We start from the raw sequence: 14191 nt of genomic DNA on the forward strand, positions 1-14191 counted from the left end.
ATTCTATTTAAATAATTGAAAAAGTTGGTAAAATAATATTATAAGCATAAGATAATGGAGTTGAAAATTTTGGAATTAAAAGAGAAAGCTAAATCATTACCAAATAAACCAGGCGTATATTTTATGAAAGATTTTATGGATAATATCATATATATTGGGAAGTCTAAAAATCTTAGAAATAGAGTAAGTAGCTACTTTATAAATAATAGCAGCATATCTAATAAAGTAAAGGAAATGATAGGTAATATTGAAAACTTTGAATATTTTTTGACAGATACTGAAGTAGAAGCTCTTCTTTTGGAGTCTAAACTTATAAAAGAAAAACAGCCAATGTATAATCGACAACTAAAAAATACAAGACGGTATGTATATATAAGTATTTCTGTACATGAAGAATATCCAAGAATTAAAGTAGTCTATGAAAAAGAAGACAAGAATTATATGTATTTTGGACCATATCCTAGTTTAAGTTCAGCAGAAAGAGCTATAGAGTTGATTAAAGGATACTATCCTATAATTCAATGTAATAATCCTCATAACAAAAAAGAAGTATGCTTAAACTATCATCTAAAAAAATGTTGTGGAGCTTGTCAAAGGAAGATTTCAATTTCTGAATACAATAGATTGATTGAAAACATAATTGAGCTATTAAAGGGAAATAGAGATGATGTGATAAAAATAATTGAAGAAAATATGATATCTGCTTCAAAAGATCTGAATTTTGCTAAAGCAGCTGTGTATAGAGATCAGATTGCAGGGGCTAAAGCAATACTAAACATGGAGAAAATAATAGATAATACTAGGAAAGGTGAGATACTCTTATCATTTGAAGCTATTGAAAAGAACAAAGTAAAATGTTTCTTTATTCAAGGCAATATTATAATAAATAAGCTTTTATTATCTTGGGAGAGCAGTAATACAGAAGATATAATAAATGAGGTTAAGAATTTTATTAATTGTTCTAAAAGAGAGTTAGAAATTAATAGTAAAATAAAGAATAAAGTTATAGATAGAGACAATATTGATAATATTTTAATAGTAGCATCTTACCTAAAAGGTAATAATCCTTTTATGGGTAGTATTCCTATTGATAACAATAAAATAAATAATAGAGAAGAAATTAAGAGAATTTCTATAGAAGGCATAGAATTAGCAATTAATTTAATAGATAGGCTTATAGGGAGTGAGTAGAATGCATATGATTTTAAATATTATAGATAGCCTTGGTGGAAGTTTATTAGCTGGCTTTATTGTAATTATTGGGATAGTACTAATATTAAAGCTAGCAAAAGAAGTAATTGGATTTGTTATAAAAATTGGTTTTATTGTGGCTGTACTATATCTTTTATTTAATTACACAGGACTTTTTTATTATATACAGGGTATGTTAAATAGCTTGGATATTTTATAACTTTTACTTAGACTTAATAAAGAAATTACACTAATATGATATTCTATGTTTGAAATTCATAAGAAAACAAAACTACTATCTGTGGTGACCTAATCTACAATTCTTTTAATTAAGTAATCTACAGATTTTGCTTTTAGATTCATAATTACTAATCTTAATAAATATAATGGGGGTAATTTTATGAGTAAAGTTTTGATATTTACTGCTTCTACTGGTGGAGGACATAATCAAGCAGCATCTGCATTAGAGAAGGAGTTCAATCATAAAGGGTATGAAACCATTAAAGTAGATATGCTAAAAGAAACTAGTAAAATGTTAGATTTATTAATAGCAGATGGCTATAAAGTATTAGCGACTAAGTTACCTAAGATTTATGGAGGACTATATAAACTAAGTGATAGTCAGAGAATTAATAATAGAATAACCAAATTTTTTAATAAATTAGCATATACACAGATTAGCAACATTATAAATAGCATAAATCCCGATTTGATTATAGGAACCCATCCTTTTATAGTTGATGTCGTTGGGAATCTAAAGGCAAAATCTATAATTAATATACCTTTTATTTCAATAGTAACAGATTATGAAGCTCATCAAACCTATGTGAATACAAATGTTGATGCTTATATAACAGGCAGTGAACATACTATGAAGGGCTTAATTAGTAAGGGGATATTAAAAAGTAAAATTTATCCATTTGGAATACCAATTAGAAGGGAATTCCTAGATAAGAAAAGCAACTATAATGATTTCTATGATAGAAATTTTCAGGTGTTAGTTATGGGCGGAAGCTTAGGTGTGAAATCTATGAAGAAGGTACTTAAGAGTCTTAACAAATGTACTCATGACCTTAAGATCATAGTAGTTTGTGGAAAAGATGAAGTACTTAGAAAGAGCCTAGAAAAGAGTTTTAAGAATAATATAGAAGGCAAGGAATATATAATATATGGTTTTACTAAGGAAGTTGCAAAATTGATGGACTCTTCAGATATAATCATTACTAAACCCGGTGGCTTAACAGTGTCTGAATCAATGGTTAAAAGTATTCCCATGGTTATTCCATATCTAATTCCTGGACAGGAAGAAGAAAATGCAGAGTTTCTTGTAAGGGAAGGTGTAGCAGTAAAAGTTGACCATATTAGAGAGATTAGATATGTTATTGATAATTTAATCAATAATCCAAAAAAGCTAGATGGTATGAGAAGAGAGATGAAAAGGATTACTAAGAAGTACTCCATAGATAATATTATTAATCTTTCAGAAAATCTGATAAATGAATATCAATATAAATGGGGAATGGCATATGAGCAAAAATAATTGTGATATTCTAGTTTTAACAGCTACCTTTGGGGATGGGCATAAATTTGTTGCTAATGCAATTAAAGAGCAAGTGCTAGAAGTAAATGAAAATATTAATGTGAGTATAGTAGATATATTTGAAATAGTAAGTCCAAAGTTATCAAAAGGTATCTACAAGGGATATGAGTTTTTTATAAAAACTAATAGTAATTTATATAATTATTTTTATTACAAAAAGGATAATAACAAAAGATCTCAAACTGACGAATTAATATTAAAGCTGTACTTAAAGGACTTTGCAGACTATGTAATTGCCCAGAACCCTAAGATAATAATATCTACTTTTCCTATATGTTCAGGATTTGTTTCTAAGATTAAAGAGAGATACAAAGTAAATATAGCCCTTATAACTTGTATAACAGATGCAGTTGATAGCTGGGAATGGATATATCCTTATACTGATAGATATTTTGTAGCCAATGAAGATATTAAGGCAAAATTAATCAATAAAGGAATAGATGAGGAGATAATAGTATCCACTGGAATTCCTGTTAGAAGGGAGTTTCTTAATAATGAAAATAGAGATAGAGAAAGAGATGATAATAGATTTAAATTATTAATAATGGGTGGGGGAATTGGACTTTTACCTGAAGACTTAAGTTTATATAGATGGCTTGATAAATTAGAAAATGTTAAAACTATTGTTGTGACTGGAAATAATGTTAAGTTAATGAATAAATTAGAAACGTGTGAGGATTTAAAAAATATAACTGTATATGGTTATACTAATAGAATAAGTGATTTAATGAAAGAAGCAGATGTTTTAGTATCTAAGGCTGGGGGAGTAACTTTGTTTGAAGCTATTACATCTAATCTACCAATAATTGCACATAAGCCGACTTTAGGACAGGAAATAGCAAATGGAAGGTTTATTATAGATAAGAAAATAGGGAATGTTTCAAGGGATGTAGAGGGTTTGAAGGAACAATTGAACTATTTTATTGAATATGATGATTATAGAAGGGAATTGAATCAAAATCTATTTAAGCTACATCAAACATTCAAGATAAGTGATATGAAAAAACATATTCTTGATCTTTATGTGTATTATAAATCCTATTACTACTATCAAAAATCATATAAATTTTATTAGTTGAAGAAATAGAATAAATGAAATCACATGGGAGAATCTATTATTTTATGTAAAATATAAGGAATGTTTCTTCAATTAGAAAGGTGTACAAAATGAAAAAAAGACTTAATTATATACTTGTAGCTTTTTTAATAGCATTAACAACTTGGATAATACTTACCAGTGATGATTTAGCAGAATTACCTAAGCTCATTAAAACTACAAATAAGATCTATATCTCATTAGGACTTTTATGTATGGTAGGTTTTTGGGTATGTGACGGGGCAATTATATTTATGTTAAAAAAAATGATTAATATTAAAAGAAATATGATGAAATCTTTTAAATTGTCTATGATTGGACAGTATTTTAGTGCTATTACACCCTTTGCAACTGGAGGACAACCTGCTCAGGTCTACTCTTTAGTTAAGGATTCAGTTCCAATAGGCAAAGCAACATCGTTATTAATTAATAAATATATAATATATCAAGTTACAGTTACCTTTTATTCTATAATTATGTTTATAGTAAAACTTAACTTTGTTTATAGTAAAATCAAAATAGCTTTACCATTTGTAATGACAGGTATTTTAATAAATATTGTAGGCCTATTATTTATTTTTGGAATCTTCTTTAATCCAGTAATAATAAAAAAAATAATAGTTTTTCTTTTGAATTTTGGTGAAAAGGTTAGAGTAGTTAAGGATGCCAATAAATATAAAAAGCGCTTAGACCATCATATAACAGAATATTTAACTAGCATAAAGGGCGTAACAGAAAATAAAATGGTAGCTGTCAAGGTTGTAATTTTAACAATTGTTCAATTAACCTTTAGATTTACTGTAACCTACTTTATATATTTGGCTCTAGGATTTAATAAAGCTAGTTTTTTTGATATAATATCAATACAATCTTTATTATATATGGCGATTTCTTTTATTCCAACGCCAGGTGGAACTGGAGCTGCAGAGGGAGGATTTTTCATATTGTTTAAAGTCTTTTTTCATGGAGGCGTTCTATTATATGCAGTCTTGCTCTGGAGGATAATTAGTTTTTATTTCAATATAGTTGTTAGTGGAGGAGTAACATTAATAGATTACATCATGAGAGTTAAAAATAGGATTGCTTTAGAAAAATGATATTATTAAATATGGGGGTATATGATAATGAAAATTAGCAAAGCTATAATTCCAGCTGCAGGTTTAGGAACAAGATTTTTACCTGCAACAAAGGCACAGCCTAAGGAGATGCTTCCTATTGTAGATAAACCTACCCTTCAATATATAATTGAAGAGGCTGTAAATTCAGGAATAGAAGATATTTTAATTATAACAGGTAGGAATAAGAAATCTATTGAGGACCATTTTGATAAGTCTATTGAGCTAGAGTTAGTTCTTGAGCAGAAGGGGAAAACTGAGCTTTTACAACAAGTTAGAAAGATTACAGATATGGCAAATATTCATTATATAAGACAAAAGGAACCTAAGGGTCTAGGTCATGCAATATATTGTGCAAAAAATTTTATAGGAAATGAACCATTTGCAGTATTCTTAGGTGATGATATAGTAGATTCAGAAAAGCCTTGCTTAAAGCAAATGATAGAGGCATATGGAAAATTTAAGACTACTATTTTAGGGGTACAAGAGGTACCAATGGATGAAGTGAGTAAGTATGGAATCATAAAAGGTGAATGTATAAAAGAAAGAATATATTGGGTAGAGGATTTAATAGAAAAACCAGCTAAGGAAGAAGCACCTTCTAATGTAGCAATTATGGGAAGATATATAATTACTCCACAGATATTTGACATATTAGAAAATACTAAACCTGGAAAGGCAGGAGAAATTCAGCTAACAGATGCCTTAAAGGAATTGTCAAGGAGAGAAGCAATGTATGCATATAAATTTGAAGGGAAAAGGTATGATGCTGGAGATAAGCTAGGATTTTTAAAGGCTACAGTTGAATTTGCACTTAAGCGAGATGATCTAAAAGATGATTTTAAGAAATTTCTTTTAAAATTACTAGAAAAAAATTAAAAGTTAGCAGTGGAAAAGTGAAAATGAACACGAAGAAAACAGGTGAAGAGAATATCACCTGTTTTCTTTTATTATTTATTATTACATTTATCACACAAACCATATAATTCAAACTTATGGTCAATTAGTTTAAAGCTCTTTAAGCTATTGTTTATGTTATCTAATGGACAAAAATCTATAATCTCAGTTTTTCCACATTTTTTGCAGATTATATGATGATGGTGGTTATCATTACATACCAACTCATAAATAGAAGCATTGTCACTAATATTAGTTTTATGGATAATATTAATTTTTTCAAAGGATTCAAGATTTCTATATATAGTAGAAAAATTTGTTTTTGGATGTTTTTGAAGTACTTTTTTATGTATCTCCTCAGCAGTAATGAATCTATCTTTATGTTCCATTAGAACTTCAATTATTGCCTTTCTTTGACTGGTAAGCTTAAAACCATTACGTTTTAACTCTTCTTGTATTTTCTCATTATTTAGCATTAAAAATCTCTCCTAATTATCAATAAAATCGTTTTAAGTGAATTTATAAAGGCTTGTAGAATAAAAGTCATTTGCATGTAATCCCTATAAGTACATTTTATAATATTATTTGTAAGTATTCAATTATTTACTTATTTATCTAGTAAATATCTATTTTAGTGACTTAGTTAAGTAAAAAAGGTTAAGAATAATATTAGATAAAGATTTAAAAAGGACAGACTAAATAATTAATTAATCATTTATTGCTAAAAGGAGAATAATATGGCTTTTTATAGAATAAAAAAAATTTGGAAACCAGATATATATCAAGGAGCAAATAAAAAAGACAAATACTTTGAAGGGTGGTATTTTAAGGTAGTTGATGATAATTGCAATAATACTTATGCATTTATACCAGGAATCTCTATTGATAAGAAAAACAAATCATCTCATGCTTTTATTCAAATAATTGATGGTAATCAGTGCTCAACAGAGTATGTTAAATATGGAATAGAAGAATTTCGATACTCCAAAGAAAGATTTGAGATTATTATTGGAGATAATCTTTTTTCAAAAAATCAGATAGATATAGATATTAAGAAATCGAATAATAATATCAGAGGGAAATTACAGTTTGAAGATATAACTCCATGGCCTGTTAAGCCTTTGTCACCGGGTATAATGGGATGGTATGCTTTTGTTCCTTTTATGGAGTGTTATCATGGTATCTTAAGTTTAGACCATAGAGTAAAGGGCACTTTAAACTTTAAAGATAAAAAAATTGAGATTTCTAAAGGACGAGGTTATATAGAAAAGGATTGGGGGCGGTCATTCCCTAAAGGATGGATTTGGATTCAGACTAATCACTTTGAAGAAAGGAGTGTGTCTCTTACTGTTTCATTAGCAGAAATTCCTTGGTTAGGCAGAAATTTTACAGGGTTTATCATTGGACTACTTTATAAAAACAAACTATATAAATTTACAACCTATAATGGTGGAAAAATTAATTTATTAGAAATAAATAAAGATAGAATTACATTGACAGTTAGTAATAAGGAATATCAGCTAGAAATCAGAGCAATTAAAGGGAAAGGTGTTAAATTATATGCACCAAATCAAGGTATTATGGACGGGAGAGTTAATGAAAGTTTATCTTCAAAAGTATGGATAAGGCTAACTCATAGAGGTAATGATTCTAAAATTATATATGAAGGTAATGGAAGAAATGCTGGGATAGAAATATCTAACCCTAAAAGATTATTATTTCAATAGTGTAAAATTCATAAAAGATAGCATAGCTGATATGCCCCTATCAATAAGTTTATTAATGATAGGGGCATTACAATATTTGCTTTTCTTAATCTTCAGCATTTTCTTTTACTGCTTCATTTAGTGCTCTTTCAGTTGCAACCTTCCAGTTAGCAGTTGAAACAGTTGCACCTGCAATTGTATCTACATCGTAGGTTTGCTCTTCCACCATTGTATCTCCCATTGTAACTCTATATTCTTTCAAATTAGGATAAGTTGCTCCATCAATTTCTTCACCAGTCCAGTTGTTATAATCAACTTCTTCGCCATCTTCGTTTAGTCTTTTTAAGTCAACGCTAACTATTTGGCCATCTTCAATGACTACAGTTGAGCTTTCCTGACCATGCTCCCACTTTTCGCCCATTCCAGTATAGGTACCGTCCTCATAAGTTAATGTATTCTCATCATCTTCATCATCGCTAACGTCTCCGTTATTATCGTCACCAACATTATCATTGTCATTATCTGGCTCGTCATCAGTATTATCATTAGCACATGCTGTGAATGAGAAAATCATTACTAGAACTAATAGAAATACTAAAAATCTTTTCATATAATCTCCTCCTCATATATTTTAAATTCAAAACAGTTAATTAAGCAAGAAAATCCAGCTTATATAATATTCTGCCAAAAAAACAAATAATTATAATAGATTTCACAAAAAAACAAAAGTTCTTAGCCATATTTCTAAGCTAAGAACTTTTTAACTATATTTCAAGTAATTTTTTAACTTTATTTATTTCTTTTACAGTATGTTTAAACTCTTTATCAAGCTCTTCTATATTATCATTTTTTGATGGCATAGATAATCTACTTGTAATCTCTGATAATCTATTTTCTAGAAGCAAAAGCTTTTCTGCATACTCTTCATTTTTATTATACACACTGTTGTTTAAGCTTTGTATATATTCAGAATAGTTTCCACTAAAGTCTACTAATTGTTTATCTTCTAAGATTAAGATTCTATCTGCGATCTTATCAATAAATCTTCTATCATGGGAAATAAATAGTAGAGTTCCTTCATAATCATCTAAAACCTCTTCAAGTGCCTCTATGGATTCAACATCTAAAAAATTTGTAGGTTCATCTAGTATGATTAAATTTATGTTTTGAACAAAAATTTTAGCAAAAGCAACTTTTACTCTTTCTCCACCACTAAGAACACTTACTTTTTTATAAACATCTTTATTTCTAAATAATAACCTAGCTAATAAAATTCTTACAAAGGTTTCAGAATGAATGCTGTCTTTGAGGACATTTGCTAGAATAGTTTGATTCTCATCTAATATTTCTAATTGTTGACTAAAGTACGCTATTTTTGCCTTACTAGCTATTTTAATACCTTTTTCCAATGATAAAATCATACGTACTAAAGTAGTTTTACCAGTCCCGTTATTTCCAATTAAGGCCACTTTATCACAATTAAAAATTTGAAAGTTTATATCTGTGAATAAGGTATTACTGTTAAAAGATTTAGTGAGATTTTCACAACTAATGATAACTTTACTGTGTAGATATTTAATCGCAGGAATATCTATCTGTGTCTTATTATATTCCTTAGGTTTCTCCTTCTTGTCAAGTTTTTCAATTCTTGTTTCAAAAGATTTGGTGGCTTGGTATAGTTTTGCTTGTTTAGCAGTTGTACTCCTTCTGTGAAGTCTTGCCTCAGAAATACCCATTCTAGAAGGGGTTTTTTTCATAGTATCTGATCTATGCTTTCTATCAGATATAGCATTTTCAAGCTTTCTTTTTTCCTTAATATACTGATTATACTCAAATCTTTTTCTATCCAATTCCATTTTCTTTTGATGCTTATAATTAGAATAGTTTCCAGAGTACTCCTTGACAGTACCATTTTCAACTTCAATAATTTTATTACATAAACTATCTAGTAAATGTCTGTCATGGGAAATTAATACTAGAGTTCCCTTAAAATCTTTTAACATTTCTTCAAGTATACTTATTCCTTCCATATCGAGATCGCAAGTGGGTTCATCTGCAAACAATATATCTATATTCTTGCTTAAGCCTTGGGCTATTTTCAATCTAGTTTTTTCACCACCACTTAAGAACTTTATTTCCTCTTTGTTTTTATCAATAATATTAAATTTTCCAGCTAATTTAGGATTAATAACATCACCTTTAGGATCATGTAGCTGTGTTATATATGAATGTTGACCATATAAATTTACTACTCCTTGATCAGCTTTAGAACTTTGTGATAAAATATTCATTAGTGTAGTTTTACCACTTCCATTAAGACCAACAATGCCTATTCTGTCGCCTGCATACATTTTTAGGTTATCTATAGCGAGAATCAATCTATCACCATAATATTTTTTCAAATTTGATACTTCAATTTTAAGCATAAAAAAACCTCCCTTAAATCTAGAGAGATTATAATATCTGCATATATCATACTACTTATCAAAATCTTAAAATTTATATAACAATTTCATAGAAAATATCAACTATATAATCTTAAAAGATAAGTACAATATTAAAAATAATCCCATCTAGAAATCAAAATAAATATAAATAACCAATTACTTAAAACTATAAAATCATAATAAAAATAACATAAGAACATATTATCTCCAATTGAAATATAGAATTAACTTTGGTCACTTTACTTTAATTAATTTAATCTAAATAGAATTATCTTAACATTTTTTCACCTTACCTTTCTTAACTACCACCTTTATTTTCACATAAAACATAGAAAAAATCAAGGGTCAATTAAAATATTAATATCAAAATTTACATTCGACAAAAAATGATTTAATACCTGTTTATTGAACAATTACCTAACATATGGTAGACTATCTTTAGAACAATTTAAAGGTATTATGTGGATATCAATTTACACAAGGGGGATTATGATGGGAGTACTAGTAGTAGATGACGCTGACTTCATGAGAATTACTATAAAAGGACTTCTAGAATCAAATGATATTGAGGTGATAGGAGAAGCATCCAACGGAATTGAAGCAGTTAGGAAATATAAAGAACTAAGTCCGAAATTAGTTACTATGGATATTACTATGCCAGAGATGGATGGAATAGGTGCTGTAAAAGAAATCATTAAGATAGATCCAGATGCTAAAATAATGGTTTGTTCAGCTATGGGACAGCAATCTATGGTTATAGAAGCAATAAAAGCAGGTGCAAAAACTTTTGTGGTAAAGCCATTTGATCAAAAGAAATTTATCAATGAAGTTAAATCTTTACTATAGATTACATTTAAAAGGTGACTTTTAATAATTTATACATAGTGACCAAAATCCTTATAGATTATTAGTTTAATAATCTATAAGGATTTTGTTTTATTAGCTTGTAAAAGGGTACATATTTAATGGTTTTTGAGAAATAATTTAATTTTAGATACAATTATATAAATTATGATGGGAGTTAGTATAAATGGAATCAAAGAAGTATTTAAAGGTTAGGAATGTATTAGCGGCGATTCTAATATTGAACATACTAGTTGCAATGGCCAAGCTTATATATGGTCTTATTACGGATACATCAAGTATGGTAGCAGATGGTTATCATTCATTTTCTGATGGAGCATCGAATGTTGTAGGTATTATTGGGATATGGGTAGCATCAAAGCCAGCTGATGAAAATCATCCATATGGACATCATAAATTTGAAACTTTATCAACTATAGTAATCAGTCTTCTGTTGTTCTTTGTTTCATTTCAAATTTTATCTAAAGCATATACTCGTTTTCAAAATCCTGTTTTACCAAATATAGATATATATAATTATTTAGTAATGATATTAACCCTTATCATTAATATTTTTGTTGTTCGATATGAAGCTAAAAAAGGTAGGGAGCTTAAGAGTAGCATTTTAATATCTGATTCTAAGCATACAAAAAGTGATATATATGTTTCAATTTCAGTTCTTGTCAGTTTAATTGCTGTTAAGTTAGGTCTAGTTTTTATTGATACTATAGTTGCTGCAATAATAGCTGTATTAATCATTAAGGCTGGAATCGAGATTTTAGTTCCAGGGATTCAAATTCTATCTGATGCTAATATTATGGACAGGGATAAGATACATGATTTAGTTATGATAATGCCAGAAGTGATTTTTTGTCACAAAATTAGAACGAGAGGCAAGGAAGATCATGTAATGATAGATCTTCATGTTGGAGTGGATAAAGAGTTTACATTGGAATATGCTCATTTACTTGCCCATAGCATAGAAGATATGCTTAAAAGTAAACTAGAAGGTATAGAGGAAGTAATAGTTCATATGGAGCCTGCCTCTTTACAAGAAGAAGATTTACATAAAAAACAACTTGTGGAAGCTCGAGTAAGGGATAAAACCAAAAGAAAATGAAGTAATATATATTTGGCAAGAGGCATTATTGTTTTACATCTAAAATGTTAAGATATTTTAATAAATGTAATAATATGCTATAATAACACTAACAATGGCAGTTCTTGTTGTTAGTGTTATTTTATTTTTGTAATAATATCTTTATTATTAGCTTAATTATAATTCCCAAAGTAAATTATTTATTATTAGATTAATCTTTGGGGAAATAGGAGGATTGGTTATGAAAATTGATAAAAAGAAGTTTGGAATTAAAAAAAAGATACTCTTTAATGTTATCATTATCAGTATTATACTAACCTTTTCTTTAGTTGCTATTTCCAGCTACATGATGAATCGAGTTGAAAAAGAAGCAGTTAATGAATTGGATTTACAGTTAAGAGATGATTTTGACAGACTAGTTAAATATGAAGTACAAACTATAGTAAGTATGTTAGATCAAATATACAAACAAGTGGAAGTAGGAGAGATTACTCTAGAAGAAGGTAAGAAATTAGGAAAGAGTTTAGTAAGAGAAATAAGATATGGTGAAGATAAGAGTGGCTACTTTTGGGCAGATACATCAGAGGGAGTTAATGTGGTTTTATTAGGAGATAAGGAAGTTGAAGGGAAAAGTAGAATTGATTCCCAAGATGAGAAAGAAAATTACTTTATAAAAGAAATTATAGACAATGGTATGGAAAAAGAAGGGGGATATACGAATTACTGGTTTCCCAAAGCTGGAGAATCTGAACCATTGCCTAAGAGATCATATAGCTTATATTTTAAACCCTTTGACTGGGTGATAGGAACTGGAGCATATATTGATGATATAGATGGTATAGTTCAGTTAAATAAGGAAAATCTAGATAGATATAAAGATAATAGCATGATGATAATGAGTGTTTTGGGAGGGATAGTTTTATTGATAAGTATCTTATTTACTTATATAAGCAGTAGATCTATTGCCAATCCTATTGTAAAGATAACAAAATATTCGAGCAAAGTAGCAAACCTAGATATTAGAGAGGATGTGCCTGAGAAGCTTCTCAAGAAAAAGGATGAGACTGGGGAGTTGGCAGAGGCTCTACATACTATTACTATCAATTTAAGAAGATTTATTAAAGAGATAACTAGTTCGTCTGAAATGGTAGCAGCTTCTTCTGAAGAATTGACTGCAACATCACAGCAATCATCTATGGCAATTGAGGAAGTAGCAAAAACAGTGGAAGAAATAGCATCAAGCACGTCACAACAAGCTAAGAGCACTGAAGACGGTTCACTTAAAGCAAAACAGCTTGCCGATTTTATTACAAAAGAGCAAAGTCATGTGAGTGATTTGAATCAAGCATCACAAAAGGTTTCTTCAATTGTTAAAGAAGGCTTAGTAGAAATTGATAAGCTAACTAATATATCTAGTGAGAGTAGAAGGGCAACAAACGAAGTCCAAAATGGAATAATTAGAACTAATGAAAGTGCTACTAAGATTGGAGATGCAAGTACTGTTATTGCATCAATATCTGAGCAAACTAACTTATTAGCTTTAAATGCTGCTATAGAAGCAGCTAGGGCAGGGGATGCAGGTAAAGGCTTTGCTGTAGTTGCAGAAGAGATAAGAAAGCTCGCGGAGCAATCTACAATATCTACTAAGACAATTGATGAAGTGGTAAAAGAACTCCAAAATAATTCCAAAGAATCTGTAGAAATAATGGAGAGAGTTTCCTTAATCCTTAAAGAGCAAGATGAGAGTATGAAAATTAGTAAAGAGAAGTATATGAATATAGCTGATGCAATTGAAGAATCTGAACATGCAGTAGAAAAGCTAAACATATCAGGCAATGATATGGCAAATATGAAAGAGCAAATAATGGATATATTACAAGATTTATCAGCAATAGCAGAAGAAAATTCAGCATCTACTCAACAAGTATCTGCATCAATGGAAGAACAGGCTGCATCGGTGGAAGAAATTTCTAATGCAAGTGAAGGCTTATCTAATTTAGCACAAGATTTACAAAAAATTATTACAAAGTTTAAAATATAGGTTTAACTTAAAGTTAATGTTTAACTTTAAATTAAGAATGGTTTAGTTAAAGCTTTCAAAGGGGTTAATGTTAAACATTAACCCCTTTGATTTTTCATTTATCTTTTGATAAGACTCCCACTTCTATAAGTGGGAGAGAAGACTTCTCTTCAGGTG

The 14191-nt window shown here is 28.9% G+C and carries 13 protein-coding genes; 10 read left to right on the top strand and 3 right to left on the bottom strand.

From position 1 onward, the window contains the following. Positions 1-69 precede the first annotated feature (69 nt). The 6 genes from JMO20_RS09435 (at position 70) to galU (ending at position 5881) form a co-directional block, all read left to right on the top strand. On the top strand, positions 70-1191 hold the full coding sequence (locus JMO20_RS09435) for a GIY-YIG nuclease family protein (protein WP_202709335.1): 1122 nt from the start codon (positions 70-72) through the stop codon (positions 1189-1191). Position 1192: 1 nt separating this feature from the next. Then, positions 1193-1411, top strand: a complete 219-nt coding sequence (locus JMO20_RS09440) for a hypothetical protein (protein WP_202709336.1) — start codon at positions 1193-1195, stop codon at positions 1409-1411. 180 nt (positions 1412-1591) lie between these two features. Beyond that, the gene (locus tag JMO20_RS09445) at positions 1592-2731 is read left to right on the top strand and encodes an MGDG synthase family glycosyltransferase (protein ID WP_202709337.1); all 1140 of its coding nucleotides are present in this window, start codon (positions 1592-1594) and stop codon (positions 2729-2731) included. Continuing rightward, complete coding sequence (locus JMO20_RS09450; protein ID WP_202709338.1) at positions 2718-3866, top strand: MGDG synthase family glycosyltransferase; 1149 nt, start codon at positions 2718-2720, stop codon at positions 3864-3866. Before JMO20_RS09445 ends, JMO20_RS09450 begins: the two co-directional genes overlap by 14 nt. Before the next feature lie 92 nt (positions 3867-3958). Then, positions 3959-4984, top strand: coding sequence for a lysylphosphatidylglycerol synthase transmembrane domain-containing protein (locus tag JMO20_RS09455; protein ID WP_202709339.1), 1026 nt, complete (start codon positions 3959-3961; stop codon positions 4982-4984). Positions 4985-5011: 27 nt separating this feature from the next. Beyond that, on the top strand, positions 5012-5881 hold the full coding sequence (gene galU, locus JMO20_RS09460) for a UTP--glucose-1-phosphate uridylyltransferase GalU (RefSeq protein WP_202709340.1): 870 nt from the start codon (positions 5012-5014) through the stop codon (positions 5879-5881). Between the two features lie 71 nt (positions 5882-5952). Here the strand turns inward: galU and JMO20_RS09465 are convergent, their stop codons facing one another. Continuing rightward, the gene (locus tag JMO20_RS09465; protein WP_202709341.1) at positions 5953-6375 is read right to left on the bottom strand and encodes a Fur family transcriptional regulator; all 423 of its coding nucleotides are present in this window, start codon (positions 6373-6375) and stop codon (positions 5953-5955) included. A 261-nt stretch (positions 6376-6636) separates the two neighbouring features. Here JMO20_RS09465 and JMO20_RS09470 point away from each other — a divergent pair, with 261 nt between their 5' ends. Next, positions 6637-7626 carry a tocopherol cyclase family protein gene (locus tag JMO20_RS09470; protein WP_202709342.1) on the top strand — a complete coding sequence of 330 codons (990 nt, stop codon included), beginning with the start codon at positions 6637-6639 and terminating at the stop codon, positions 7624-7626. 85 nt (positions 7627-7711) lie between these two features. On the opposite strand, the gene JMO20_RS09475 is transcribed toward JMO20_RS09470, so the two are convergent. Continuing rightward, the gene (locus tag JMO20_RS09475; protein ID WP_202709343.1) at positions 7712-8215 is read right to left on the bottom strand and encodes an FMN-binding protein; all 504 of its coding nucleotides are present in this window, start codon (positions 8213-8215) and stop codon (positions 7712-7714) included. Positions 8216-8369: 154 nt separating this feature from the next. Then, positions 8370-10031, bottom strand: coding sequence for a ribosomal protection-like ABC-F family protein (abc-f, locus tag JMO20_RS09480; protein WP_202709344.1), 1662 nt, complete (start codon positions 10029-10031; stop codon positions 8370-8372). A 513-nt stretch (positions 10032-10544) separates the two neighbouring features. On the opposite strand from abc-f, the gene JMO20_RS09485 reads away from it, so the two are divergent. The 3 genes from JMO20_RS09485 to JMO20_RS09495 all read left to right on the top strand — a co-directional run bounded on the left by JMO20_RS09485 (position 10545) and on the right by JMO20_RS09495 (position 14035). Next, positions 10545-10898 carry a response regulator gene (locus tag JMO20_RS09485; RefSeq protein ID WP_279380092.1) on the top strand — a complete coding sequence of 118 codons (354 nt, stop codon included), beginning with the start codon at positions 10545-10547 and terminating at the stop codon, positions 10896-10898. 184 nt (positions 10899-11082) lie between these two features. Then, the gene (locus JMO20_RS09490) at positions 11083-12015 is read left to right on the top strand and encodes a cation diffusion facilitator family transporter (RefSeq protein ID WP_202709345.1); all 933 of its coding nucleotides are present in this window, start codon (positions 11083-11085) and stop codon (positions 12013-12015) included. A gap of 220 nt (positions 12016-12235) precedes the next feature. Further along, positions 12236-14035 carry a methyl-accepting chemotaxis protein gene (locus JMO20_RS09495; protein ID WP_202709346.1) on the top strand — a complete coding sequence of 600 codons (1800 nt, stop codon included), beginning with the start codon at positions 12236-12238 and terminating at the stop codon, positions 14033-14035. The last annotated feature ends 156 nt before the right edge of the window (positions 14036-14191 follow it).

This window comes from Sporosalibacterium faouarense (genome assembly GCF_016765695.1).
Taxonomy (GTDB): domain Bacteria; phylum Bacillota; class Clostridia; order Tissierellales; family VENL01; genus Sporosalibacterium; species Sporosalibacterium faouarense.

Coding starts and splice junctions, on each gene's coding strand:
- JMO20_RS09485 (WP_279380092.1), top strand. CDS start 10,545: ATGGGAGTACTAGTAGTAGATGACGCTGACTTCATGAGAATTACTATA.
- JMO20_RS09445 (WP_202709337.1), top strand. CDS start 1,592: ATGAGTAAAGTTTTGATATTTACTGCTTCTACTGGTGGAGGACATAAT.
- abc-f (WP_202709344.1), bottom strand. CDS start 10,031: ATGCTTAAAATTGAAGTATCAAATTTGAAAAAATATTATGGTGATAGA.
- JMO20_RS09455 (WP_202709339.1), top strand. CDS start 3,959: ATGAAAAAAAGACTTAATTATATACTTGTAGCTTTTTTAATAGCATTA.
- JMO20_RS09470 (WP_202709342.1), top strand. CDS start 6,637: ATGGCTTTTTATAGAATAAAAAAAATTTGGAAACCAGATATATATCAA.
- JMO20_RS09475 (WP_202709343.1), bottom strand. CDS start 8,215: ATGAAAAGATTTTTAGTATTTCTATTAGTTCTAGTAATGATTTTCTCA.
- galU (WP_202709340.1), top strand. CDS start 5,012: ATGAAAATTAGCAAAGCTATAATTCCAGCTGCAGGTTTAGGAACAAGA.
- JMO20_RS09495 (WP_202709346.1), top strand. CDS start 12,236: ATGAAAATTGATAAAAAGAAGTTTGGAATTAAAAAAAAGATACTCTTT.
- JMO20_RS09440 (WP_202709336.1), top strand. CDS start 1,193: ATGCATATGATTTTAAATATTATAGATAGCCTTGGTGGAAGTTTATTA.
- JMO20_RS09465 (WP_202709341.1), bottom strand. CDS start 6,375: ATGCTAAATAATGAGAAAATACAAGAAGAGTTAAAACGTAATGGTTTT.
- JMO20_RS09490 (WP_202709345.1), top strand. CDS start 11,083: ATGGAATCAAAGAAGTATTTAAAGGTTAGGAATGTATTAGCGGCGATT.
- JMO20_RS09450 (WP_202709338.1), top strand. CDS start 2,718: ATGAGCAAAAATAATTGTGATATTCTAGTTTTAACAGCTACCTTTGGG.